Source organism: Vibrio mytili (assembly GCF_049563345.1).
Lineage (GTDB): Bacteria > Pseudomonadota > Gammaproteobacteria > Enterobacterales > Vibrionaceae > Vibrio > Vibrio mytili.
This window is the reverse complement of record NZ_CP110482.1, coordinates 24477-51328: the sequence shown is the minus strand read 5'-3', so window position 1 is coordinate 51328 and position 26852 is coordinate 24477. Positions and strand designations below refer to the sequence as shown.

The window sequence follows — 26852 nt, the reverse complement described above, 5'->3', positions numbered from 1 at the left end:
GGGATTCAGGAAGAGGAAATGGACGCCCCACTCGTTACACTGAAAAGTGCTAGCAAAAACTTTGTCGATGGCAAAGAGACACATCGCGTGCTAACAGAGATCAACTTCAACCTTGCGAATGGAGAAAGCGTTGCTTTAACAGGCGCAAGCGGCAGTGGTAAAAGTACGATGCTCAATGTGATTGCAGGCTTTGAACCACTCACCAACGGTGAATTATGGTTAGACGGAGAAAACACGGTTGTGTGGAAAGACCCTCAATGGAGCCGCTTTAGACACAATAAACTGGGCATTATCTTCCAACAATTCAATCTGTTAACGCCATTAAATGTGAAACAAAACATTGCCTTCCCGCTGCATTTGAACCAGAAGAAATGGGACGGCTGGTGTGATTACTTAGTAGAAAAGTTAGATATACAAGCTCTACTCAATAGACATATTTCTTCCCTCTCTGGTGGTCAGCAACAACGTGTCGCGATCGCTCGAGCCTTAGCCCAACAACCAAAACTCTTACTAGCGGATGAACCAACAGGCAACCTCGATCAAAAAGCCGGTCTAGAGGTAATGGCGTTGCTTCGTGACCTCACCATCCAGGGCGGCACTGCGGTATTATTGGTCACGCATAGCCAAGAATGCGCCGATTTTATGCAGTCTCAGTTGCGTTTGAACGACGGTCATCTTGAACAATGGTCATCCGCATCAGATCCCGCTTGCCCGCAACCAAGAAAACGACAAGCATTGCTATGAAGCCAACTAGGATCTCTCACACCCAACTGACGCTATATTTGTTTGCATGCCATTACCGGCATGCACCACTCCAAGCGACGGCGATTATGGTTGGCATCGTACTAGCGGTCACGTTATTTGTCGCAGTACAAGCCATAAATCTTAATGCTAAAAACAGCTATGCTGAAGCGACCGAACCACTTGGATCACAAGCACAACATTTCATTATTCCACCAGCCGGGCAGCGTTACTTTTCTGAATCAGTCTACTTTTCGTTAAGGCAAAACGGATTAAGCGCTTCACTTCCAGTGATTGAAGGTAAAGTCAGGGATGCACAAGGTCGCCGATGGTCAGTACAGGGCAGTGACCTTATTGCAGCGATCGCTTTAAGATCTCGTAACTCCAGTGAAGCCAATAGCCAGCAAGATGTTTCTTTGTTCGATAGCACACTGCCTCTGCCTCAGCTTTTGGCTGGCAAACCGCTGGTTATGATGAGTGAATCCCAGTACCAAAGCTTAGGTGAAGTAACATTCATGGTTCTGGATGACATCAAAACCAACGTGGTTGTACTGCCCGATGAATGGCAACTCGGCAGCCGGATGTTGATGGATATTGGTTTCGCCCAGCGGCTACTCAACAAGCAAGGCCAACTAAGTTATATCGCAGTCTTTAACACAGGCAGTGATGCGCAATCGAAATGGCAGAATCTCGTCGGAGAACAAGGGCAATGGGTAGCCAACAATCAAAGTGCAGATCTTGGTTCGCTTACGGCAAGTTTCCACCTCAACCTCACTGCAATGAGCTTATTAGCGTTTTTGGTTGGCCTGTTTATCGCTTACAACGGCGTAAGATACAGTTTACTCAAACGTCACCGCCTACTGGTGCAAATTCAACAGGCGGGTATAGAGCCCGTGGTCGTGCTCTCTGCGTTATTGGTCGAATTAACCATACTGGTGATATTTGGCGCATCCCTTGGCTTTATTCTCGGAATTCAGCTGAGCCACTGGTTACATCCGGCCGTTGCTCTGACTCTAGAGCAACTGTATGGCGCGACGTTGTTGCCCGGCACTTGGCAGTGGCTATGGTGGGGGCAAGCATTAGTGCTTACTTTAGTCGCGACCCTCATCGCGTGTTGGCAGCATTTTAAACAGCGAGTTCACCAACCGCTTTCCTCGCACAGCGGCTTTTATTACACACCGGAGACATCCAATGACGGGCAACTCCTTGCCTTTGGCGCTTTTCTCACAGCACTTGCGATGTCTGGCTTGTGGTTGAGTGAGCACCATCGCTTCACTATGGCCTGGCTGGGTTTGTTCGTTGTCGCCATTCCTTTGTATCTGCCAAAAACGCTCGGCGTGTTAGCCCACTGGAGTCAGCGACGTTGTAAACCCGGCCTACTCCAATATCTTTTTGCCGAATTGATTGAACTGATTGCTCCACTTTCACTGGCCATGATGGCGTTACTGCTCGCGGTGACTGCCAACATAGGCATGAATACCTTGGTCGGCAGTTTTGAATCCACGTTAAAACAGTGGCTAGAACAAAGGCTGCATGCGGATATTTATGTTAGTCCTTCACAAAGAGAAATCATTAACGTCGCTAGAGCTCTGGAGCAATTCACCAACGTTGAAAAGGTCTATAAGCAGTACTATGTCGAAGATGACTTACAAGGTTTACCCATCTTGCTCGGCACCAAAGATAACGACACATTGGAACAAACCATGGTGTTTAAATCTCACGTTCCTAATTTCTGGCCGCGCTTTTACAAAGGGGAGTTGGTTGCGATCAGTGAACCCACCGCGGTGAAACTGAGTTTATCCGTGGGAGACCCATTGAAGCTCGACGCGCTGAAAGACAAAACTCTGTTCATTGGCGCCATATTCCACGATTACGGCTCACCTCAAGGGGAAGTATTAATCGCGCCCAAACTTTGGCAGCAAAGCGGCTTTACCAATATCCCAACCAGCCTTGGCCTCAAAGTATTGGGAGACAAAAAAGTGATCTACGAACAACTGCAACGCCAGCTCAATCTGCATCCTAGCCAGCTGTACGATCAGGAGGAAATCAAGTCCACGGCGTTAGATATCTTCTCGCGAACGTTTGCGATCACTCGCGCACTCAACAGCGTGACCTTAATGGTGGCCGTAATAGGATTATTCAGCGCCTGCTTCATGTTGCTCGATGCACGTAAAGCGGCTATCGCAAGATTGTATGCGCTGGGCGTCAATCGTCGCAAACTGATGGTCATGGTGGTCGGTCAAATCGTCACCTTAGTCTGCTTCACACTGGTTATCGCTTTACCCCTTGGTGCGTTAGTCGGATATATACTGACTGACGTTGTCACCTTGCGCGCTTTTGGCTGGAGTTTAACTTACCTCTGGAGCTGGAGTGACGCGATGAGTATCGCCTGCATCACCGTTATCGTTGCAGTATTAGCGACCCTGATTCCTCTCTGGCGGTTAGTAAGCAAACCTATGATGTCCAGTTTACAGAGCGAGGTACTGTGATGAAGCGCATTATGAAAAGCATCACGCTAATTCTCGGTTGGTTGTCTGTTATTGGCTGTGAAGAGCCGGAGCCAAAAAGTATGACGTTGCTATTGGGGAACAGTGCAAGCCAAACGGAAAGTGAGTTATTCACGCCAGTGGAGAGGGGCGTTACGATCACCTTCCCTACCGACCATCAAGCCCATCGAGATTTTCGTCATGAGTGGTGGTACTTAACTGCAAACCTAAACGATGAACACGGCCGCCCGCTCGGTTTGCAATGGACACAATTTCGTTTTGCAGCGGCGCCTCAAAAAAATAAGCCATCAATAAAACAAACCACATGGCACAGCCAACAAATTTATATGGCGCACAGTGCCGTCACAACTCTCGAGCAACACTATGCCGATGAGAAGTGGTCTCGGGATCACACTCAGTTAGCCGGTGTAGATGACTCACCATTTCGTGTTTATCTCGATGACTGGCAATGGTTATCATCCAGCGATGACCTTTTCCCGGCAACCTTAGTAACCCAGTCCGAGCTGTTCGCTTACTCACTGACGCTAACCAGCGATGCTCCTTACCAAAAACAAGGCGAGCACGGTTACAGCATAAAGAGTGCCGATGGTCAGGTCGCATCGTATTACTACAGTCAGCCGTTTATTGATGTTCAAGGAGAAGTCACTATTGATGGAAAAACGCATCAGGTGACTGGTAAAGGGTGGTTTGACAGAGAGTGGAGTTCACAATTCTTACTCGATTCACAGCAAGGTTGGGATTGGTTCGCCCTTAGACTGAATGAGCATACGAGCTTAGTTGTGTTCCAGCTGCGCGATTCAAAAACCGGACAATCCAGTTATTCCCATGCGCGATTGATGAATCAAAACGGAACAAGTACTGCGATTCAACATGACGACATCCATTTGCAAGTTATCAAGCAGACCAAAATTCAAGGGCACCATTACCCGACAAAGTGGCAGCTTTCCATTCCAAGCCAATACGTTAAACTGACGATTACCGCGCTCAATCCAAAAGCGAAAATGCCACTCTCTGTGTCTTATTGGGAAGGGCCAGTGGCGATTGAAGGCTCCCATTCAGGAACTGGCTATATGGAACTGACGGGCTATTGAATACAGATTATGCTATTAAACTGAAAGACTAGGGATGAGTTCACCAACGGAGTGGCATAAAAAATCCAGTGTGTAGGCAATCACACCGATAAGAATGATATCTACGATCGCAACCTTAGCAACAAGGAGCATCATTATGGAAACACAACACTTTGCCCCCACCAAGCTAGCGTATATACGTGTGACTGGGCCTTACGGTGAAGGCTATGAAGAACCAGCGCGCCATCTTTACACATGGGCGGGCATCAATGGACTAGCAGGCAATACCTGTATTTTCATTTATCACGATAACCCAGAAACCACACCCAGCGAAAAATGCCGTACTGACATCTGTTTGATGGTATCAGAAGACACCGAAGTCCCAAGAGATATTGAACTGCAAGACTTTTCGGGAGGCCAATACGCGGTTATGCGTCAACACATTACGGAAAAGAGCCAATACCCAAAAGCGTGGGATGAATTACTGAGTAAAGTGGTTCAATCTGGCATTGAAAGTGATGATCGTCCTTGCTTCGAGCTTTACCATAGCGTTGACCCACAAACTCACCATGCAGATGTCAGTTTTTGCACTGCCATCAAATAACAAAAAGCCTGCGAAGAAGCAGGCATTTTTATCGGGTTGCGTATTACCACGCCATTAGATCGCTTCACCATTAACCGTTACCGCCACGTCGATATTACCACGGACTGCATTTGAGTAAGGGCAAACCTGATGTGCGATACGAGTCAGCTCAAGTGCTTGATCTTGTGGTAACTCCAGCTCTACCGCTAAGCTAACAGTAAGAGCAAAACCGCCATTTCCGTTCTGGCCAATGCCTACTTCTGCTGTTACTGGCGCATGTTTTAGGTTTACTTTTGCTTCACGTGCCACATGTAAAACCGCATTAGAGAAACATGCAGAGTAACCAGCCGCAAACAATTGCTCAGGGTTGGTTGCCGCACCAGTCCCACCCATTTCTTTTGGGTACGCCAGTTCAAGCTCTAGCAAGCCATCGTCTGTTTTTACTTGACCATTACGACCAGCAAGCGCTGTCGCTTGAGTTTTGTATAGTGTTGACATAAGAGTACCCCTTTTAATTTAAGTTGTGTACAATTTAATTGTTAGCAATTCTATATCGAAACCAAGATGATTTGCAACTATATTGTGCGCAATTTATTTTCATACCCCATTTTCAAGTCATTAAATAGGCCACGCCATGAACCAGTGCAATACAGAAAACTCACTGAGCGACCAAGAGAAAATACTGTTGGAGAATCAAGTTTGCTTCCCACTCTACAGTGCGGCGAATGCTGTCATTCGCGCTTATCGTCCCCTACTTGATGAGCTGGATCTGACCTACTCTCAGTATCTGGTTATGATGGTTCTGTGGGAAAAAGACGGTGTCAGTGTGAAAGAGCTGGGATCACGTCTTTATTTGGATTCAGGCACACTCACGCCTCTGCTGAAACGACTAGAGGCGAAAGGGTTCGTTACGAGGGGCAGAAGCGAAAACGATGAGCGTGTGCGAGTTTTGAATCTCACCATGCAAGGAGAGCAGTTAAAAATACGCGCTCAATCGGTTCCTGACGCTATAGCGTGCAAAGTAACATTAGAATTGGATGAACTGGTTACTTTAAAGAATTTGTGCAATAAGCTATTAGATACACTGTCATAACTCACACTCACCCAACACAGCAACAACAAGAAGCCCGCACGCATTGATTTACATTGTCCAGAAGCGTTGAGGTTAATTCGGTACATAGGAATCAGCTATCAATGAGATAGCTAAAAGCAATTTTATTTAACCTCACTCCGATGCGAATATACTTTCCGAAAGCAAGATTTGCTCAACCAAATTAACCGAAAGGAAAGGAAAGTAAAGTTATGATCAATACTAAAATCAAACCATTTACAGCTACAGCATTTAAACAAGGCGAATTCGTACAAGTAACTGAGCAAGATGTTCTCGGTAAATGGGCGGTATTCTTCTTTTACCCAGCAGACTTTACCTTCGTATGTCCAACTGAACTAGGTGACTTAGCTGACCACTACGAAGAGCTTCAAAAACGTGGGGTTGAAGTGTACTCAGTTTCAACTGACACTCACTTCACTCATAAAGCTTGGCACGACAGCTCTGACACAATCGGTAAGATCAACTACTACATGCTTGGCGACCAGACTGGCAATATCACCAATAACTTCGGCGTAATGCGTGAAGGTCAAGGCCTTGCAGACCGTGCAACGTTCCTAATCGACCCAGAAGGCACAATCCAAGCGATGGAAATCACAGCAGAAGGCATCGGCCGTGATGCAGAAGATCTACTACGCAAAGTAAAAGCAGCTCAATATGTTGCTGCTCACCCAGGCGAAGTTTGCCCAGCAAAATGGAAAGAAGGCGAAGAAACACTGGCACCTTCTCTAGACCTAGTAGGCAAAATCTAATCTCAGATTAGCCTCTATCGGTTTCAATTCAAGAACCAGACTTAATTAATGAGAGCAGATCGGGTCAGAGACCTTGACGACCTTCTGCCCGATTTGCTCTCCCTCACTGTTTTTATCCAGAGTAACCATTCTTCTGTCTATTTATTAAAGGTAGTAACGACTATGTTAGACCAAGCGATCCAACAACAACTCAAACAATATCTGGCTAATGTAAAAGAAGACGTCCGTCTAGTGGTTAGCCTAGATGAAAGCAAAGCGGCAAACGAACTTTTATCTCTCGCGAATCAAATTGCAGAGATGAGTGAACATATAACTGTTGTTCGTGACGACGCGGCAAGTGACCGCAAACCAGTAATGGCAGTAACAAATCCAGCGAAAGGCACTTCGCTTCGCTTTGCTGGTCTGCCAATGGGTCACGAGTTTACTTCGTTGGTTCTTGCACTGCTCCACTCAGGCGGTCATCCAATCAAGCTTGAGCCAGAAGTTATCGAGCAAATCGCCGCACTAGACAAAAATTTGGATGTAGAAATTTTTATCTCTCTGTCGTGCCAAAACTGTCCTGACGTTGTTCAAGCCTTCAACATGATGGCGGCGATCAACCCGAAAATCAAAGCGACGATGATCGACGGTGCGTTATTCCAAGAAGAAGTGAAACAGCGCGATATCATGGCGGTACCAAGTGTGTTTGTTAACGGTGAACTATTCGGCCAAGGCCGTATGTCACTGACTGAAATCCTTAACAAAGTCGACGACAGCGCCAGCGAGAAAGCGGCGAAAGCACTGGGCGAAAAAGACCCATACGATGTACTTGTTGTTGGTGGTGGTCCGGGTGGTAGCGCAGCAGCTCTATACGCAGCACGTAAAGGCATCCGCACAGGGGTGGTGGCCAAACGTTTTGGTGGTCAGGTGATGGATACTATGGCGATTGAAAACTTCATCTCGGTCAAGCGCACTGAAGGTCCTAAGCTGGCCGCTGATCTTGGCGAACACTTGAAAGAGTATGATGTGGATGTGGTTACTGAGCAACAAGCGAAAAAGCTCATGGGTGCAGCACACACGGATGATGGTCTTATCCATATCGAGCTGGAAAGTGGCGCAACGCTTAAAAGTCAAAGCGTCATCCTTAGTCCTGGCGCACGCTGGCGTGAAATGAACGTACCGGGTGAACAAGAGTACCGCAACAAAGGGGTTGCCTACTGCCCGCACTGTGATGGTCCGTTGTTTAAAGGCAAGAAAACAGCGGTGATCGGTGGCGGTAACTCAGGTATCGAAGCGGCAATCGACTTGGCTGGAATTGTAGAGCACGTTACCGTACTTGAATTTGCGGATGTACTACGTGCCGACCAAGTACTGATCAACAAAGCGAATTCACTGCCAAACATTGACATCATTACCATGGCACAGACAACCGAAGTTGTGGGCGACGGTAAACGCGTAACAGGTCTTAAATACAAAGACCGCCACACCGATGAAATAAAAGAGCTGGAGTTATCAGGTATCTTCGTCCAAATCGGTTTGGTTCCGAATACTGAATGGCTGAAAGATTCAGACGTGAAGTTGTCTCCACGCGGTGAGATTGAAGTTGGTAACCATGGTGAAACCAGCTTGGAAGGTGTGTTTGCGGCAGGTGACGCAACAACAGTACCTTACAAACAGATCATCATTGCGATGGGTGAAGGTGCAAAAGCAAGTTTAGGCGCATTTGATTACTTGATACGTAAACAAGGATAACCACTCGTTTCCGCTAACATCGCCGACAGGGTGCGTAACAGTAAAAGCCAGTAGCACGAAGCTATTGGCTTTAAACTATCTCGAAACAACTATCGCGTAATAGCTATCGCTAAACAAACATCACGTAATAACGACCGCGACAAGCTAAACAAATAAAAGTAAGTGAATACTTACACCGATTATAAAGACCTTGGTAGAAAGACTTCACCCAACATACACCGCACCGAGCCACCACCAATCGACTCGATGGTAGAAACATCAAACGGCAGCAATTTACCATGAGTAGCAAGCTGCTTTTTTTGCGCTGCTGAAAAGGCGTTATGCGCTGACTGAGACATCGCAATCACCTTGTCACCGTCAGCGGTCTCTAACTGAAGAATATTGCCACAGAACTGATTCATCTGAGCGAGTGAAATCGAAATCACCTGCTTATCTTTTGCCAATGATTTAATCACAAAGCGACGCTCAAATTCTGGGATCACTTCATCACAAATCACGCAGAACTGCTCACCCACAGACATCATGACATTGGTGTGATAAACCGGAGCCCCTGATGGTAAATGCGTTTGAAATGAAATCACGCGCTCATAACCAATGCGGTCCGCATAATCTTCAAGTACCAGTCGGTCACAGCGCTGAGAAAGCGCAGCATAAACCGTCTTATTAAGGTGGTCGAAAACCATCACTCCGGTACTTTCTAAATACGCTTGTTCTTCGACGTACTGTGTGAGACTACTTTGTTGAAGCACTGACCTTCCCGCTTGCGTGAGCGTATCGACAAGTGCAGTTGGCCGCACTTCGAGCTGACGATTTTCACAAGCCATCGGAAAGGTGTACAAGGTACCGTCATGGGTAGTGCTAAACCAGTTATTGGGGAATACAGCATCGGGCGTCGCTGTATTAGACATTGGGTAGTCAAACTCCACAACCTGAATTCCGTGCCGACGTAACCCAGCAACCATGGTATTGAACTCCTCCATGGTTTGACTTAACACTTCTTCTTGGCTGAGCGCAACCTTGGTTTGAAACTCATTGTCTTGAGCCGTCTCTTCATTAAACCGAAATTCTTTTGGTGGCACCATCACTACGCAATTTGCGGTATGGCGCAAAGTACTTTTTGTGCTCTGTTGTTGCCCACCTGAAAGTGGCGGCACAGATTCGTGTAATCGCATCCAAAACATTCCTTCTCACTAGAATGAGGAGATTGTAAATTTATTGTTACGTCCAGTTTTGCTGTTTTCACTATCAATTTAATTATCAAAAAGTAATTTCCACTGGATCTAAGTCCTATCTCCCGACTTTTTATGGTCAGCTTGTCAGTTGAGGGCGTTCCATGGTTACGACACAATCCGCGTCATACCGTGAATTAAGCGCCCAACCATACACAACTAGCCGCATTTAAAAACATATACATTACCCATAAAGCATAACTCATAATTATCATGTTGGTTTGAACTGGACTGTCATGCCTTCTTCACTACTTCGTGTAATACGATTAAAAACGTTCATTTATCCTGATGGCCTTTCTCATTCATGGGACACAAATGATGATAACGCTCACACTTTTTCTGCTAAAATAACAACTCGTTACGTATATTGAGTAATGGGCACGATACGGAGTTTCGGCTGGTTTCTTTGTGAATCTACTTTTTGAGAAGCCGCTATACTTGATAGACGGCTTAAGTATTATAAAAAGGTAAATTGGCTTATGTGTAAATGTGGTTCAATGCAGATAGTGCAAATCAAACCGAGTTGGGCTGACAAATTATTTGGCTATTCAGAACGATGGAAATGTCAGCTTTGCTGTAAGATCTACCGCATATAAAAACAAAAAAATTATAACCAAATGACTTCAAGATGCAGGATTCAGAGCACTGTCACTGGCATGAGTTCAAGGAAAATAGCGCAGCGGAATAGTGAGCTCTTTCCAAGCTATTTGACGCTGAAATCGTGTCAGTGACATGCTCCCGAAGGGCGAGTTGCCTTGGCTCACAGCCTTTGTTAACGATTTTTGATTTAGAACCACTAGATCTTCAAATCGTTGCCGCGTCTGAGAGCCAAGTCATTCTCGCTGAACCTAGCACCTTGAGGTTATTTGGTTATACTTAGTTTCTCTAAGAAAAAGCAGTGACCCGGCGAAAGGCTTTTAGACCTTGAGGCCGGGTTTGTTTTATCCCATCTTCACCCTATCCACTTTTCAGACCAATTGCAGCACGACCTTGCTTAGGTGTATACCAAATGACTTCAAGATGCAGGGTTCAAATCGTTGCCGCGTCTGTGAACCAAGTCATTCTCGCTGAACCTAGCATCTTGAGGTTATTTGGGTATAAAATTTGCTCCAATTCATTCATCCCTAACACATTACTGGTCACTATGAACAAAAGTTTGCTAACGAATATCCTCGCAATTATATTGATGGGAACCGGCTATCAATCGCATAACGATTACCTTTGGTATGCAGGTCTTTTTGCGTTTTCTGGTGCAATTACCAACTGGCTTGCTATACATATGCTGTTTGAGAAAGTGCCTGGATTGTACGGTTCTGGTGTTATCCCAGCGCGCTTTGAAGAGTTCAAACGTGCGATCAAAAACTTGATGATGGAACAATTTTTCACCGATACGAACATCGATCGCTTTTTAAATAAAGAAATGACGGGTGGAATCAACATCAATTTAAAACCAGTCATTGATAAAGTTGACTTCAACCCGGCGTTTGACTCGCTGGTAGAGGTGATTGAAGGTTCTCAATTTGGTGGTATGTTGGCCATGTTCGGAGGCGCAGAAGCACTTCAACCGATGAAACAGCCTTTCGTTGAAAAAATGCAGGAATCGCTAGTCGAATTAAGCCAAAGCGATACCGTTAAAGAAGCGCTAAAAGAGCAGCTAGAGTCACCCGCGATGATGGATGAAATCAAACAGAATATTGAGGGCATCATCGACCAACGCTTAAACGAGCTTACCCCCGCTCTCGTTAAGGAAATGGTGCAGAAAATGATTAAGGAACACCTCGGCTGGCTCGTGGTTTGGGGTGGTGTTTTTGGTGGATTAATTGGTGTGATAACCAGTGTGATCAGTGCTTAAACACTCTCTTTCTTACCCCAAAAGGAGCCTGACGATTCGGCTCCTTTTTCGTATACTCAAGTAACCTCAAAATACTTTTTCAGCGACTACTACCACTGTGATACAAACAGCATCAACCAAGTAATTCTGGGTTCACTCCAAATCCCTTTTTATGCTCCTCGATCACCACTTCACTTCTTGTCTGGATCACGCCGGGTAACGTCCCCATCTTACTTGACATAAACTCCTGGTAAGCCTTCATACTTTTTACTCGCACTTTGATCATGGTGTCGAAATCACCAGACAACGAATAGCATTCTTCGACTTCCGGTATCAACTCAACGGCTTTTGCGAACTTCTCGAAAATAGAAAAACTGGTTTGATCAAGGCGGATATGAATGAACACTTGTACATCCAAGCCTAACTTCTCCGCATTTAGCTCGGCATGATAGCCATTAATATAACCTTCTTTCTCAAGGCGCTTAACCCGGTCGGAGCAAGGAGAAGTGGTTAAGTTAATCAGCTTTGCTAGCTCAACAACAGGTATTCGCCCTCGCGAATGCAGCACTCGCAAAATATGTAAGTCAATTCTATCCAATTGATAACTCATCAACTACATTCCTGTAACAACTCGAAGAGCTCCACATTAATCGTTACGAGGAGATTTGCAAATGGATTAATAAAGAAGGTGTGAAATTAGATTTGTTTTATGATGTCTGAGCATGAAAAGCAGACCAACATAGCCTAACTCGCACGCTTTATGTCCGAGGGTTTGCTCATACGGGGAGAGTTTTTAAACGAAGTAAATCAGAAAAACAGAGACAGTTTCCAAGGTAAAGACTTCTGCGGGTCGCCTAACAGAAAACGTATCGCCACCTAAAGGAAAAAACACCCAATAAAATCACCAGACGCACTAAGGATTAGCAAAGTACGTTTACCATGCGATGCAAAGCACTATCTGAACGGCAAATAGTTTTAACAACAGAGCATCTTAAGAGTATAGATAAAGAGAATAGATCACCAACCGCTTTGTCGCGGCATCGCTGTATACCTAATTGGATCTTGAGTACCTTTTATTTAATTCAAAACGCTGACTTGCCACGATCTACTCATCATCACTTTCAAACAGAACAGTAATACGGGCAAAAACGACATATAAACAACGCTCAAATTAAACCACGGCAGATCTTCGTCTCGTTGGATGGGAGACAACTTCACCTATCGCTCGATGGTTACAACAGCGACAATAGTAATGTGGCTCCATTTCATAATAATGCTCACCTGATACGAACTTCGCCATCAACTGTGTAAAACTTACTACCTTGCCCGTCAGTGTTTCACCTACTTGAGGCTCACAACGCTTCATGACCACTTTGTGCTGAGTTGACTTTCTGCACGCCGAGCAATACATCTCTGGCATCTTAATTCTCCTAAAGTTTTTCGTTACTACTGATAATTGACATATTTTGTTCAAAATAATTCCACAAAGAAAAAGTATCTTTACTATTTTGTGTCGCATATTCAAAAAATAGCCCCAATTCCCCAAAAAACTGAGACATTGGTCAGATATCAATTTTTGTTCGATTTATCTACAAACTCGTATAGGTGAGCTCAAGGCTACGATACAACGCGCATAACTTACTGTTAAAAAAGATGATTGGTGACAATTTAATGTTAATTAATTGCCTCTAAAAACCGCAAGTTCGTATTAACTTCTTATAAAAATTTACATTGTTAAGACCACATTTGACTTGAACTCACCACGAACAGTGGACATCAGTACCGTATCAGATTGGATTAACAGGAAAAACAACGCCCGCTTAATAGCGGGCGTTGTGGTTAGTACATTCAGATAAAGTCAGTCTAGTCTAAATCAATCAATTTTTGCTTGTATGACTTATGTTGCTCTAGCACGTCATGTGCGGCACCACCCGTTAACTTACTTACCAATACGATAGCAAGCGTTGAGAAGAGGATACCCGGGACAATTTCATACACGTCGAACCAACCACCAGACAACTGCTTCCATATCACGATAGTAATACCGCCAACTAGGATGCCCGCTAACGCTCCGTTGCGGTTCATACCACTCCAGTAAAGACTTAACACAACTGCCGGACCAAATGCCGCACCGAAGCCCGCCCAAGCGTAAGAAACAAGACCTAATACAGAGCTGTCTGGCGTCATTGCTAAAAATAGCGCGATAATTGAAATGACCACCACACCTATACGACCAATCATCACAATCTCTTCAGAAGATGCGCCAGGTTTAATCACTTGCTTGTAGAAATCCTCTGCAAGTGCTGAAGATGAAACAAGAAGCTGAGAATCCGCAGTACTCATTACCGCAGCCAAAATCGCAGCTAATAGAATACCAGCAATCACTGGATGGAAAACGGTATTCACAAGTAGCATAAAGATCTTCTCACCATCTTCTAACTGCGTACCAGGATGGCCTGTGACCCAAACAAGGCCAACAAGACCAACCAACATAGCCCCCGCCATAGAGAGCGCAGTCCAACCAACAGCGATACGGCGAGCGCTTGTTAGTGACGCGTTTGAACGCGCCGCTTTAAAGCGAGCGAGAATATGTGGTTGACCAAAGTAACCTAGGCCCCACGCAGCAAGAGAGATGATCGCGATAGCCGAAAGTGGCTCCCCTTTCACATCATTCCAAAATGTAGCCAGCTCTGGATTGATATTGTGCAAATCAGAAGATAATTGACCAAGGCCACCATCCATCACAGCCACAGGCACAATCATCAGGGCAGCAGCCATCAGAAGACCTTGGACTAAGTCAGTCCAAGATACCGCTAAAAAGCCACCAAATAAGGTGTAGGACACCACACACACAGTACCAATGATAACGGCATAGGTGTAATCAAGACCAAAGACTGTTTCGAACAGTTTGCCCCCTGCAACTAGACCAGAACTGGTGTAGAAAAGGAAAAATAGAAGAATGAAGAACGCAGAGATAGTCTGAATCAGTTTGGAGTTGTCATTAAATCGACGCGACAGGAACTCCGGCAGCGTAAGCGAATCAGTCTGAATACTGTATGTACGAAGACGTTTCGCACTGATCAACCAGTTTGCCCAAGTACCTGCAAGCAGACCACCTGCGAGCCAGAATGCTTCAAATCCTGCAGCATAGGCGTAACCAGGTAGGCCGAGCAATAACCAACCACTCATGTCTGAAGCACCGGCGGATAACGCAGCAGGCCACGGACCCAGGCTACGGCCACCTAGGAAGTAATCTGATGAATTGGAAGTCCTCTTATACGCGTAAACGCCAATCGCAATCATAAGTATTAAATACGCCACAAAAGTGGACGTGATAGCAAAGCTATTTTCTATCATTAGATAGTCCTCGTTATAATTATTTCCGTCCTTGTCTTCTTTGATATTTTGCCCTCTCAGCAATACATCAAAGTAAGAGATACCAACCGGGCAAAGTACTCAACGTAGTTGCACTCGGTTGGTATCGCAAGTCAGGTTAGTGAGTTTCGTTCCCTAACTCGAGTAGAGTCGCGTTGCCACCCACTGCGGTAATATTTATCGTTCGAGTGCGCTCAGTAATAAAACGCAACGAAAGGTGAGGATCATGAATCAACTTAGGTGAATCAAGATCCGTTTCAGAAACCAAACCGACGATCGCCCCGTCGCGCTTAGCTAATTGAAGATTGAGCGTATGCTCAACCTGAGAATTGCCCACATAACCAACACTACGTACGTCACATTCAAGCAGCGAAGCTGATGCATCGTACGCAACCACTTGGATCAAGTCAGATGGGACATTTGCCGACACCACAGCTTGCTTAACCAATTCGGTTAGATCTGTGTTGTCGCTACAAACAATCACACTGTTACCCGCAATAAGAGCACAAGTGATCATTGAAATGGCACTGTATAGCGCGTTTTCAGTATTGACGACAGTATTTTCATTGACGACAGTATTTTCGCATATCACAACCGCTACGCCGCGTCCCGCAGAGTACAACTCGTTGGTTTCACCCGTAGGACCGACCAACTGATGCGTTTCAGCAAGCAGAGCAGAAGCTTGCTGTAAGTGGTAAGACACCAGTTTGGCTACCAAGGGTTGCTGAGCTTCAAAAGCGGATTTAAAGGCGAGTACGTGCTCACACTTAAAATCAAAATCTGTCAAATTCCACTGCTGCCACGCAGAGAATGCATCTTTAAAATAGGTGATCTGATGAACCATAATGCGACTCCTTATGCGTTCTCTGGTTGCGCAAGACAATGTTGAGTAAAGCGATACAAGTAATGAGGTCCACCAGCTTTCGGACCAGTACCAGACAACCCTTGCCCCCCAAATGGTTGGACACCAACCACTGCACCAACTTGATCTCGGTTGATGTAGCAGTTACCGACACGCGCATGCTTTTCAATCCAACGGTACGTCGTTTCATTACGGCTATGAATACCCATTGTCAGACCAAACCCTGTTTGATTGATCTTCTCAACGACGTTCGGCAATTCTGACGCTTTAAAGCGCACAATGTGCAGGATAGGACCGAATTGTTCTTCTTTCAGCACATCAATACCTGAAATTTCGAACGCACTTGGCGACACAAAATCACCATACTGGCACACGTCATCCAACGCCAACTCCGCAACTTTTTTCTGCGTTTTACTCATATGCTCGATATGAGCAAGAAGTTTTTGCTTCGCATTTTGATCGATAACTGGACCCACATCGGTTTTATGTAAATATGGCAAACCAACATGCAGCTCATTCATCGCCCCTTGGATTAATGTGATGATGCGATCGGCAACGTCTTGCTGCACAAACAACACACGTAGAGCTGAACAACGCTGACCCGCAGATGCAAAAGCAGAGCGAATCACGTCACGAACGACCTGTTCTGGTAGTGCGGTACTATCGACAATCATCGCATTTTGACCGCCGGTTTCGGCGATAAACGGAACGGGTTTTGCGCTACGCTCAGCTAACGTCACATTAATACGTTGCGCAGTTGCTGTAGAACCAGTAAAGGCGACACCTGCAATCGCATCGTGAGATGTCAATGCATGGCCTATTTCACTGCCACGACCAGGCAGCAATTGAATTACATCCGCAGGGAAGCCAGCGTCCAACATCAAATCAATCGCACGAGCCGCAATTAAACTTGTTTGCTCTGCAGGTTTCGCGACGACCGTATTACCGGCAACCAACGCAGCGGTAACTTGACCTAAGAAAATCGCTAACGGGAAGTTCCATGGACTGATACAAACAAACACCCCTAGGCCTTCACGGCTGGAAATACGTTTCACACCCTCAAAGCCTTCTAGCTCAAATGGTTGCAGGTTTTGGGACTGTTTGGCGTAATAACGACAGAAATCAACCGCTTCACGAACTTCATCGATACTATCGTGAATGGTTTTTCCCGCTTCCAGATGACAAATAGCCACCAGCTCTGCCAAGTTTTCTTCCAACAAGTCAGCCAACGTATCTAAGCATTGTGCTCTTTGCTCGATCGGCGTTACTTTCCAATTAGGGAAACCCGCTTGCGCCGCATTGATTGCTGCGGAAACATGATCAAGGTTTGCGAAAGCGACTTTGCCGACTTCAATACGGCGATCATAAGGTGCCGTAATGGTCTCGCAAGCGTTATCCTTGATCATGCTTTCGGCAAACGTCTCACCGTTGATCACTGGACCCGCGGTCCATTGACTTGTCAGGAATCGTTCAACTTGCGCCTCGAATGGCTTGGCCTCACTATCGATATCAATGTTTACACCGTAAGCGTTCTTGCGTTCCGGGAAAATATCCGTCGGTAGTGGGATCTTGTCGTTATTTAACGTTGCAAAACTGTTTAATACATCGACAGGGTGATGAGTGAGCTCATTGATAGGACATCGAGCATCAACCAGGCGGTGGACAAAAGAGCTGTTCGCTCCGTTTTCTAACAAGCGACGAACCAAGTAAGGCAGCAAATCAGCGTGACTGCCGACTGGCGCGTAAATTCGTACCGGCTGACCGTACTTCTTCATTACATGGTTGTACAGAGAATCGCCCATGCCATGCAAACGCTGAAACTCATAGTCATTATGTTGAGCCATCACGGCTATCGCGGTAACAGTGTGCGCATTATGGCTGGCAAATTGTGGGAAAATGTTGCCACGTACGCCTTCACTTAATAAGAAACGAGCACACGCAAGATAAGCGACATCAGTCGCTTCTTTACGCGTATAGACTGGGTAGTTTTCGTAGCCAGCTTGCTGGGACCACTTAATTTCGCTATCCCAATATGCGCCCTTCACTAAACGAAGTGGGATTAAGTCACCTTGCTCTTTAGCCAAAGCGTTTATCCACACCAATACAGGTAGCGCACGTTTTGAGTAGGCTTGGATAACAAGACCGAATTTACCCCACCCTTGCACCAGCTCACTGCGGTATACTTTCTCAAACAGCTTTAAAGAAAGCTCGAGACGATCCGCTTCTTCTGCATCAATCGTGATAGCAACGTCCACTTCGATCGCACGCTTGAGTAATTGCATTACCGTGTCATACAGCTCTGTCATCACTCGCTCTTCATTGGCGACCTCATAACGTGGATGTAGCGCAGACAGCTTAATGGAAATCGACGGGGCTGGACTGGTATCGTTGCCGTAGGTATCTCTCCCAACGGCTTCAATCGCCATGAGGTAATCTTTGAAGTATTTATTGGCATCCGCAGTCGTTAATGCCGCTTCTCCGAGCATATCAAACGAGTAGGTGAATCCTTTATCTCGCATTGGTCGGCCATTTTTCTGCGCTTCCTCAATCGTGCGACCACGCACAAATTGATGGCCCATAATCTTCATCGCTTGGTACATCGCCTTACGAATCACAGGCTCTGAAAATTTGTTCACCAAGCGGTTTACAGCTTGACCTGGGCTTTGGCTACCCTGTTCGCCAAGACCAACCACTTTACCTGTGAGCATTAAGCCCCAAGTCGATGCATTCACAAAAACAGAGTCGGAGTGCTTCAGGTGGGATTTCCAGTCCGCAACACTTAACTTATCTTTGATTAACGCATCTGCCGTCAGTGAATCAGGGATACGCATGAGCGCTTCTGCTAGACACATCAGCAAAATGCCCTCTTGTGTGTCTAGGCTGTATTCCAGCAGTAAAGCATCAATCATCTGGATTGATTTTTTATCCGCACGAATGGCTTCTATAAGTTGGGTTGTTTGGATAGTGATCGCCGACTTTTCGTCCTCTGTCGGCGTCGCTAGCGGCAGTAGTTGCTCTAGCCATTGAGACTCGTCCACCATATACAATGGCGAGATCAGTGACCACAACTTATCAAGCGGTTGCTCGATAAATTCCGGTGTCAACACGTTTGTAGCTGTAAACATGTGTGTTCCTCAATCTCACTCCTCGAAAACCGCTTCGAGGATCATCAATGGCTGGAGTGTATTTTGAGGCCGACAATAATACTTGTCAAAAACTACGGAGTTTTTGCTAAAAACTCGCTTTTATAACAAAACATCCACACAATCACATGCAAATACGTAATATTTTGTTTTGTAAATTTTAATTTTTATGGGTAATAAAAAACAAAACATTAATAATATCAATAAGGTTATTCTCTGAATTATCGATAGAATTGTATTTTTCAGAACAAATGGGGGGTTTAACCAACTTGTTGACCCAGACCCAAACAAACTACGGCCAAGATCACAAAATAGGCCTTATAAATTAAATGGTTTTATCGGATGGATACAACACCTTTGACCTTTCGAGATGATTTACCCCTAAAAAGTCAAAAAGCACAGAGAAGAATTTAGCCGACTTGTTTCTTGTATTGAGAAGGAGACAGGCCCTGAAGACGAGTAAATGTGTGTGTGAAAGTACTTTGATTCGAGAAGCCAGTAAACTCCGCGATTTGACCTAAAGTAAGATTGCCTTGCTTTATTAAGTCACGAGCCATATCGATGCGCTTACCCAAGACATACTGGTGAGGCGTGATCCCCATTTGTTCTTTAAACAAACAATGAAACTGACTTTCGCCTAAAAACACTCGTCCTGCTAGCTGAGCGACACTGATCCTGTGACTTAAATGCTGTTCGATATAGCGATCTATCACTTCCAGGTCAAAACGCGATTCCTTTCGACCCGTTTCAAAAGCCGAAATATGCCGTTGCATTAACGCAATCACGGTATCGTTACAAGCACGGCTCAGCAGTAGATCATCAGGATGATTGTTCATCTCATGAACCAGCATTTGGATCAGCTTCTGAATTTGAGCATCTAACTGAAAATAAAGGTGCGACCTTTCTATATTATTGAGTTTCTGCAACATTTCGGGATCATCATTGCTCGGTTTGGGCATATTCAATACCAAAATATCCGATTGATGAATCACGCCGCCGAAAGCATGATCAGAGCAGGCACTCACTACACACCCTTGCCCAGGACCGACTAAATTGCCCTGGCCACGCACTTCAAACTCCGCCTGCCCTTTCAAACCGATCACGATCTGGGTATAAGAATGATCGTGACACTCCATATAAGAAGGAAGTGTAATAAGTTCTGCTGGACGAGGCAGCGTACTTCCTTTATGCAACGGGGCTTTCACGTTATCTGACATCACTCATCTCATACCTTCATATCATGCACTAGGCGTATATCAGTGCATAATATACTTTATGCCAAAAATTTGGAATTACTCCCCTCTCAACAAGCACGATCAAACCCACATGCTCAAGGAAAACATCATGATCATTGTTCCGGAACGATGATCATGCCTGGTTAAGTTACGGCCAACGAACAATCAATTTCCCTATATAAAACAATATAATAATAAACGAGCAGCGCATCTTTGTAACATATCGCCAAAGATCCTCATCAAATTATCCTTAAATGTTCAATCAGCCACTTTAATAAGACGATTTGGCCTATGTACAGCACAGAGACGCCCCACCCTAACGGCGTTATGCCAGTAATAGACGTTAAAATAGCGAAAGCATGATCAAGGATAAAGCAAGAACCTACTTATAGGTGAGAAGACTATGTTTGCTGTGCTCAAATAAAAATACCGCTACGAATGAGCGGTATTGATTGTTCAGTGAACGCCTTATGGAGCGAGACGATCAATATCCCACTCACCATTATGCTGGGAGAATAAGAAGCGATCGTGTAGACGGTGCTCGCCACCTTGCCAGAATTCAATACTCTGGGGTTTTATCCGGAACCCACCCCAGAACGATGGCATTGGAATTTCACCTTTGGCGAATTTCTGCTTCAACTCTAGGAATTTGCCTTCTAACACCCCACGAGCCGAAATACGGCTACTTTGCTTACTGGCAATAGCAGCAAGCTGGCTTTCCTTCGGGCGAGAGGTAAAGTACTTCATATTCTCCATCGCCGTCAGCTTCTCTGCGGTACCCGTAATGTGGACTTGGCGTTCTAGCGGATGCCATGGAAAGTGAAGGCTGATGTTTCTATTGTGTTCCAGTTGTAATGCCTTGCGACTGCCTAAATTGGTATAAAATACGAAACCATTTTTATCGACATTTTTCAGCAGTACGATTCGTTGATAAGGCATACCATTTTCATCAACAGTTGCGACAGTCATTGCTGTCGGGTCAGTTAATCCAGCCTCTACTGCTTGCTCCAACCAGAAATTGAACTGATCAATCGGATCCGCTTTTAAATCTTTACGACGTAGGCCACCTTTGGTGTACTCTCTACGAATATCAGCAAGTTCCATCTTTACTCCTTCACAATTTTTTGTCGATTGTGCGCTTGATAATGGCTAAATACAAGGACATCTCTCGTTGTCGTTACGGCTCACAGCAGCAGTCAATACATTTTGATAACATAGCGCAAAAAACCAGTGAGTCGTCTGTGAATTTACTCAACCCTAAAGCCGTACGCTACTTTTTAATGCTCTTGTTTACCATTGGTTTGACAGGGCTTGTATTTACTCATCAGTACGCGACAACTTACCAGCACGATAAGTGGCAACAAAAGCTCACACGTCAAGCCGCACAAGTCACGCAGGAAGTCGATTACGAACTCGCAAAATTTGAGCAAATCCCAAATCTTCTCAGTCATGATCCGCGCCTGCTCCAAGCCATTAAACAAGGCACCGAGTCTAAAGAGCTCAATCTATTACTTGCCAACTGGTTAACGCAAAGCCTGGCAGACACCATCTATGTACACGATCGTTCTGGACTGGTCATCGCTTCAAGTAACTATCTGCAGCCTGATTCATTCGTTGGCTCGAATTTCAGTTTTCGCCCGTACTTTCAAATTGCCCGCCGCGGACAGGCCGCACAATATGTTGCGTTAGGTATTCGTTCGAACGAACGCGGTTACTTCTTTTCCTCTCCCTTGTGGAAAAAAGGCGAAATAATCGGTGTCATTACAATAAAAGTGAATCTAGAACAACTGGAACAACGACTTGCGCAAAATGGAGCGGATGTGTTGCTCACCGATAAACATAACGTCGTATTCATGAGCAGCCTACCACAGTGGCGTTACCGAGCGTTGTTTCCACTCTCCACGGCCGCCGTCGATGAACTGACCAAAACCCGACAGTATGGCGATACTTTACCAGCCTATTATGGAGAGCTTACAGGGTACCGAAACGCATCAACGTTTACTGATAATCAATTGATTCTTTCACCACACTATCTCGCCTATGCATCGCCGTTGTTAGACAAAGGTTTTCGGGTTATTGCGTTTATTAATCACAACACAGTACTTACGTCCGTTATCCAAGCCGACGTGATTTACTTAATTTTATATGCGCTGCTCGCCTTAATCGCCCTTGCTTGGTTCCAAATGCTAGCCAATAAAGCCCGTCTAGCGAACCTTAATGTCGAACTTGAGGAGAAGGTCGTCCAACGAACACACATTTTGAGTGAAGCCAACCAAAAACTGCAGCAAACGATCCTTCAATATGAGCAGAGCCAAGAAGAGCTGAAGCAAACCCAACAAGAATTGACCCAAGCCGCCAAACTCGCGCTGCTAGGTGAACTCTCTGCCAGTATTAACCACGAAATCAATCAACCTCTATCGGCATTAAAAACCTTCACGGAAAACTCGCAGCGTTTGTTAACCATGGAACGCTATTCTATGGTGGCAGATAATTTAGATAAGATGCTGATGCTCAATGATACGATTGCAGAAGTGATCGCACGATTAAAAGTCTTTACCCGCAAAACCGATCACGGGTTTCATCATGAAGTATCGATATTGCACGATGCCGTTCATAACGCCACCAGCATATTAAGCAACAAATTAATCAAACAAGGGGTGACATTGAAAGTGCCCGATATAGATAATAATTTGAGATTAGCCATTCACAGCGTAGAGTTAGAACAAGTATTGATCAACCTATTCCACAACGCCGCACAAGCGATGGATGGGCATAGTCTCAATCCTGTGATTTCTATTTCGGTTCAATGCCATGAATCGCATTGCGACATCTTAGTGTCGGATAATGGCCCAAGTATGTCAGATGAAGCGCTAGATAAAATATTCGATCCATTCTTTACCACTAAGCCGGAAGGACTAGGACTTGGGTTAACTATCTCAAAGCGAATTCTAGAAAGCTACCAAGGTTCATTGAGCGCTCACAAACATTACGATCTTGAGTCAAATCAACCTACCGGTATGACGTTTGTGGTCACCGTGCCAATGGCAACAGCACAAAGCCACAAACATAGAAAAGATAACCAATAAAGGAAAACAACGGTGAATAATTCTGTTTTCTTTGTCGATGATGAACCGCATATTCGAGATGCGGTATCACAAGCCCTTGTCATCGAGGGGGTGGATGTAACTTGTTTTCCCAATGCTGTCGAAGCGTTACGTCAGATAGACCCCAATTTACCTGCCATCATCATTACTGATATCCACATGCCAGTGATGAACGGCTTGGAATTTATGCGAACACTTATCAGTAAAAACCCTCACTTCCAATTTATCGTTTTAACGGGACACGGAGACGTCAAAACAGCAGTGGAAGCAATGAAAAGTGGCGCTTATGACTTTCTCGAAAAGCCGTTTTCAACGGAACAATTACTGAGTTCCCTACATAAGGCCAGCGATAAACTCAGCCTGTTGCAAGAAAACATTTTGTTGAAAAAAGAACTCGATATGCAAACGCATGTTGGACCAAAAATGATTGGGCACAGTCAAGCCATCGTTGACATTCGCCGAGCATTAATCAGCGCTCCTGAAAGGCGGCCTCTAATTTTTGTCGGACAAGAGGGCACAGGACGAAGATTAGCGGCACAATTCGCTCATGATATCCATGCGCTTCCTGATAGCGAATTGATTGCAGCGTCTGGCGAAGACATATGCGAGCTTTCACTCGAAGGCTTGGACAAAAGCATCTACCATTTGACGCAGGGAAAAGAGCGTTGCAGCTTGTATTTGCATAGCGCAGAGCACGTATCGATTTCGCAATGGCAACGCTTACTTAACCATCCGGGGTTAGAGCGCGTGTTTGGTGCGACCACTCGAATACAAGAAACAGAACTGAACCAACTAGCAACATTGATTCACTTGCCTCCTCTTGATGAACGGAAAGAAGATATCGGCCCTCTTTACAAACATTTTGTTCGTCACGCCGCGAGTCGATATCAACTTCAACCTCCTCATATCAGCTCAGAGGAAGTAAAGCAGTTGACCAACTTATCTTGGCCAGAAAACATTCGACAGTTACGGCAATTTGCTGAACTTCGCGCACTTAAACCAGAGCACTTTCGGATGGAAGATTGGAACTCTGAAAAAAGCATTGAAATACAAAGCATGACTCAACGCACAGAGCACTTTGAATATTGCCTGTTGTTTGATGCGTTACAACGACATAGAGGCAGACTCAAAGAGGTTCAACTAGAATTACAAGTATCACGTAAAACCTTGTACGACAAACTGAAAAAGCATCAACTGGATAAAACCAAATTCAAGGCGTTTTAATCACAGGTTGAAGCATTGTCTCCAACGAGAATGAAGAAAATACCACTAATTTCATATCATTGTTGGCTGTCGTTGCTGACAGACACTAGTAAAGGAAATAGAATCAAAAGGGTAAGCAGTCGCCATAAATTAGAGAAGTAAGATGAGCCGAGATAATTACAGCAAGCTAAGCAACAATGAATTGAACTTCGTCGATGATAAAACGGCGGCGTTGCTTCTCAACACGCCACACAGTGCACGCTTAATGCTCTGGGTGATGATGTTATTTTTTATTGCGGCCATTGCATGGGCATCTTGGGCACAAATAGACAAAGTGACGGTTGGTCAAGGCAAAGTGATCCCTTCATCACAAGTCCAGGTAGTACAAAATCTCGAAGGCGGCTTGGTTAAAGAAATCCTGGTCAAAGAAGGCCAACTGGTTGAAAAAGGTCAGCAGCTACTGTTGATTGATGACACTCGCTTTCGTTCTGACTATCGCGAGCGCGAACAGCAAGTGGCCAACCTTACAGCATCAGTACTGCAACTGTCTGCGTCCATCAGCAGTGTGACCGTGAACCGTGATTTTGAATCCAAGGACTGGCGACAAAGTGTGGTGTTAGATTATGGCAAACTCACCTTCCCGCCGGCACTCGAAGAGAGTCAACCGAAACTCACGCAACGCCAGAAGGCAGAATACCGAGAAAATTTGGATAATTTAAGAAGTCAGCTTTCTGTCATCGATCAGCAAGTACAGCAAAAACAACAAGACTTGGTCGAAATAGAAGCTCGAGTACGCAACTTACGCCAAAGCTATCAATACGCCTACAAAGAGCTGGATATCACCAAACCTCTCGCAGATGAAGGTGTCGTACCTCGAGTGGAACTACTTAAACTTCAGCGACAAGTAAACGACACTCGTCGCGAAATGACATCAAGTGAACTGAAAATTCCCGTTCTAAAATCCGCCATAAGAGAAGCGATGCTTAAACGCCTGGATGTCGCATTAAGATTTCGCTCAGAGCAACAAGAAAAACTTAATGACGCCCAAGACCAGCTTTCCGCATTAGTAGAATCTGCCGTAGGGCTGGAAGACCGAGTGAATCGAACTGTCGTCAACTCGCCCGTCACAGGCAAAATAAAAACCTTGAACGTGAACACTGTGGGTGGCGTTATACAGCCGGGAATGGATATTGTCGAAATTGTGCCAACCGAAGACACGTTACTCGTCGAAGCGAAAATTGCGCCAAAAGACATCGCATTTCTACGCCCAGATCTCCACGCCATTGTTAAGTTTAGCGCTTATGACTTTACTAAGTACGGGGGCCTAGAAGGTAAGTTGGAACACATCAGTGCAGATACCACGCAAGATGAAGACGGCAACAGTTTTTATATCGTGCGCGTCAGAACAGACAAAACCAATTTTGGCCAAGACGCGGATTTACCGATTATCCCGGGTATGACCGCTTCAATCGATATCATCACCGGGAAGCGAACCGTTTTGGAATATTTGCTTGAACCGATTTTAAGAGCCAAAACGAACGCCTTGAAGGAGTGAGTCACACAAAAGCATTCACAATGTGCGACAGCGCTCGATAAGTGGTTAAATAAAAAGCACTTACTTGTAACTAATTACGCCATTGGAAGAGTACACTTGTGATATGAGTCTAATATGCGAGCCAAATTGAAGCGTAAAGTTACATTAATACTCAGTTTAAGTTGTTTTTCGTTCCAAAGTGACGGGCAAAACAATACTAACGCACCATTGACGAAAGAAGAGCAGCAATGGGTGAATGCAGTCACACGAGTGTATGGAGAACGAGCGGGCATCCGCGTCAAAACATGGCGAAAGGAACTTGCCCATTTAAACAATATGGAGACTCGTGACAAACTTGCGGGCGTTAACAGTTTTTTCAACCAGTTATACTTTGTTGATGATATTCAGCTGTGGGGAAAGGCGGATTACTGGGCGACACCACTCGAGTTTTTGGGCAGTAATGGCGGAGATTGTGAAGACTTCACCATCGCCAAATACTTCTCGTTGCTTGAGTTGGGGATACCAGACACAAAAATGCGTTTGGTCTACGTAAAAGCGATAGCACTGAATCAGTTTCACATGGTTTTGGCTTATTACCCTACCCCAAGCTCTGAACCGCTGATCCTCGACAACATCAACCCAGAGATTGTGAGAGCCTCCAAACGTGGCGACTTGCTACCAATATACAGTTTTAATGGTACAAATTTGTGGTTAATTAAGTCTTCTGCAGGCAATGGAGAGCTTGCTGGAAAATCATCACGATTGAGCCTATGGAATGACTTACGTTCGCGCGAGCGTAAGTTACAGTTAAATAAACCTAAAATAAACTACGACGAGTGAGAAA

20 protein-coding genes and 1 pseudogene are annotated in these 26852 nt (G+C 45.2%); 12 read left to right on the top strand and 9 right to left on the bottom strand.

From position 1 onward, the window contains the following. Window positions 1-18: 18 nt before the first annotated feature. The 4 genes and pseudogenes from ONE56_RS13895 to ONE56_RS13880 all read left to right on the top strand — a co-directional run. Window positions 19-744: an ABC transporter ATP-binding protein gene (locus ONE56_RS13895; protein ID WP_331437921.1), complete on the top strand. Its 726-nt coding sequence runs from the start codon at window positions 19-21 to the stop codon at window positions 742-744. After that, window positions 741-3230 (top strand): FtsX-like permease family protein, encoded by a 2490-nt coding sequence (locus ONE56_RS13890; protein ID WP_423840837.1) that lies wholly within the window; start codon window positions 741-743, stop codon window positions 3228-3230. The genes ONE56_RS13895 and ONE56_RS13890 overlap by 4 nt, the downstream gene beginning before the upstream one ends. Next, window positions 3230-4339, top strand: coding sequence for a lipocalin-like domain-containing protein (locus ONE56_RS13885; protein ID WP_423840836.1), 1110 nt, complete (start codon window positions 3230-3232; stop codon window positions 4337-4339). The genes ONE56_RS13890 and ONE56_RS13885 overlap by 1 nt, the downstream gene beginning before the upstream one ends. A 127-nt stretch (window positions 4340-4466) precedes the next feature. Next, window positions 4467-4922, top strand: a pseudogene (locus ONE56_RS13880) (AraC family transcriptional regulator); the annotation flags it as partial. 54 nt (window positions 4923-4976) lie between these two features. On the opposite strand, the gene ONE56_RS13875 reads toward ONE56_RS13880, so the two are convergent. Beyond that, a complete protein-coding gene (locus ONE56_RS13875; protein ID WP_041155126.1) occupies window positions 4977-5399 on the bottom strand; it encodes an organic hydroperoxide resistance protein in 423 nt (140 codons plus the stop codon). Window positions 5400-5535: 136 nt separating this feature from the next. On the opposite strand from ONE56_RS13875, the gene ONE56_RS13870 reads away from it, so the two are divergent. The 3 genes from ONE56_RS13870 to ahpF all read left to right on the top strand — a co-directional run bounded on the left by ONE56_RS13870 (window position 5536) and on the right by ahpF (window position 8492). After that, window positions 5536-5994, top strand: coding sequence for a MarR family winged helix-turn-helix transcriptional regulator (locus ONE56_RS13870; protein ID WP_041155127.1), 459 nt, complete (start codon window positions 5536-5538; stop codon window positions 5992-5994). A 209-nt stretch (window positions 5995-6203) separates the two neighbouring features. Next, complete coding sequence (gene ahpC, locus ONE56_RS13865; protein ID WP_331437924.1) at window positions 6204-6761, top strand: alkyl hydroperoxide reductase subunit C; 558 nt, start codon at window positions 6204-6206, stop codon at window positions 6759-6761. Window positions 6762-6923: 162 nt separating this feature from the next. Then, a complete protein-coding gene (gene ahpF / locus ONE56_RS13860) occupies window positions 6924-8492 on the top strand; it encodes an alkyl hydroperoxide reductase subunit F (protein WP_415679430.1) in 1569 nt (522 codons plus the stop codon). A 179-nt stretch (window positions 8493-8671) separates the two neighbouring features. Here ahpF and ONE56_RS13855 read toward each other — a convergent pair whose 3' ends face one another. After that, on the bottom strand, window positions 8672-9664 hold the full coding sequence (locus ONE56_RS13855) for an arginine deiminase-related protein (protein ID WP_041155129.1): 993 nt from the start codon (window positions 9662-9664) through the stop codon (window positions 8672-8674). A 1201-nt stretch (window positions 9665-10865) separates the two neighbouring features. On the opposite strand from ONE56_RS13855, the gene ONE56_RS13850 reads away from it, so the two are divergent. Then, window positions 10866-11573, top strand: coding sequence for a DUF445 domain-containing protein (locus ONE56_RS13850; protein ID WP_041155223.1), 708 nt, complete (start codon window positions 10866-10868; stop codon window positions 11571-11573). A gap of 112 nt (window positions 11574-11685) precedes the next feature. On the opposite strand, the gene ONE56_RS13845 is transcribed toward ONE56_RS13850, so the two are convergent. From ONE56_RS13845 to pdxH, 7 genes are all read right to left on the bottom strand, one after another. After that, window positions 11686-12162, bottom strand: a complete 477-nt coding sequence (locus tag ONE56_RS13845; protein WP_041155130.1) for an Lrp/AsnC family transcriptional regulator — start codon at window positions 12160-12162, stop codon at window positions 11686-11688. A 561-nt stretch (window positions 12163-12723) separates the two neighbouring features. Then, window positions 12724-12972, bottom strand: coding sequence for a hypothetical protein (locus tag ONE56_RS13840; RefSeq protein WP_041155131.1), 249 nt, complete (start codon window positions 12970-12972; stop codon window positions 12724-12726). Window positions 12973-13415: 443 nt separating this feature from the next. After that, window positions 13416-14909 (bottom strand): sodium/proline symporter PutP, encoded by a 1494-nt coding sequence (gene putP / locus ONE56_RS13835; protein WP_423840835.1) that lies wholly within the window; start codon window positions 14907-14909, stop codon window positions 13416-13418. A 136-nt stretch (window positions 14910-15045) separates the two neighbouring features. Beyond that, window positions 15046-15771 carry a 1-pyrroline-5-carboxylate dehydrogenase gene (locus ONE56_RS13830; RefSeq protein ID WP_423840834.1) on the bottom strand — a complete coding sequence of 242 codons (726 nt, stop codon included), beginning with the start codon at window positions 15769-15771 and terminating at the stop codon, window positions 15046-15048. An 11-nt stretch (window positions 15772-15782) separates the two neighbouring features. Then, the gene (gene putA, locus ONE56_RS13825) at window positions 15783-18914 is read right to left on the bottom strand and encodes a bifunctional proline dehydrogenase/L-glutamate gamma-semialdehyde dehydrogenase PutA (protein ID WP_423840833.1); all 3132 of its coding nucleotides are present in this window, start codon (window positions 18912-18914) and stop codon (window positions 15783-15785) included. 428 nt (window positions 18915-19342) lie between these two features. Further along, window positions 19343-20149: an AraC family transcriptional regulator gene (locus ONE56_RS13820; protein ID WP_423840832.1), complete on the bottom strand. Its 807-nt coding sequence runs from the start codon at window positions 20147-20149 to the stop codon at window positions 19343-19345. A 486-nt stretch (window positions 20150-20635) separates the two neighbouring features. Further along, complete coding sequence (gene pdxH / locus ONE56_RS13815) at window positions 20636-21271, bottom strand: pyridoxamine 5'-phosphate oxidase (protein WP_423840831.1); 636 nt, start codon at window positions 21269-21271, stop codon at window positions 20636-20638. Between the two features lie 41 nt (window positions 21272-21312). On the opposite strand from pdxH, the gene ONE56_RS13810 reads away from it, so the two are divergent. The 4 genes from ONE56_RS13810 (at window position 21313) to ONE56_RS13795 (ending at window position 26848) form a co-directional block, all read left to right on the top strand. Then, window positions 21313-23253: a sensor histidine kinase gene (locus ONE56_RS13810; protein ID WP_423840830.1), complete on the top strand. Its 1941-nt coding sequence runs from the start codon at window positions 21313-21315 to the stop codon at window positions 23251-23253. Between the two features lie 12 nt (window positions 23254-23265). Next, window positions 23266-24495 (top strand): sigma-54-dependent transcriptional regulator, encoded by a 1230-nt coding sequence (locus tag ONE56_RS13805; protein WP_331437930.1) that lies wholly within the window; start codon window positions 23266-23268, stop codon window positions 24493-24495. A gap of 142 nt (window positions 24496-24637) precedes the next feature. Next, complete coding sequence (locus tag ONE56_RS13800; RefSeq protein WP_041155136.1) at window positions 24638-26029, top strand: HlyD family type I secretion periplasmic adaptor subunit; 1392 nt, start codon at window positions 24638-24640, stop codon at window positions 26027-26029. A 114-nt stretch (window positions 26030-26143) separates the two neighbouring features. After that, window positions 26144-26848 (top strand): transglutaminase-like cysteine peptidase, encoded by a 705-nt coding sequence (locus ONE56_RS13795; RefSeq protein WP_041155137.1) that lies wholly within the window; start codon window positions 26144-26146, stop codon window positions 26846-26848. Window positions 26849-26852: the final 4 nt, after the last annotated feature.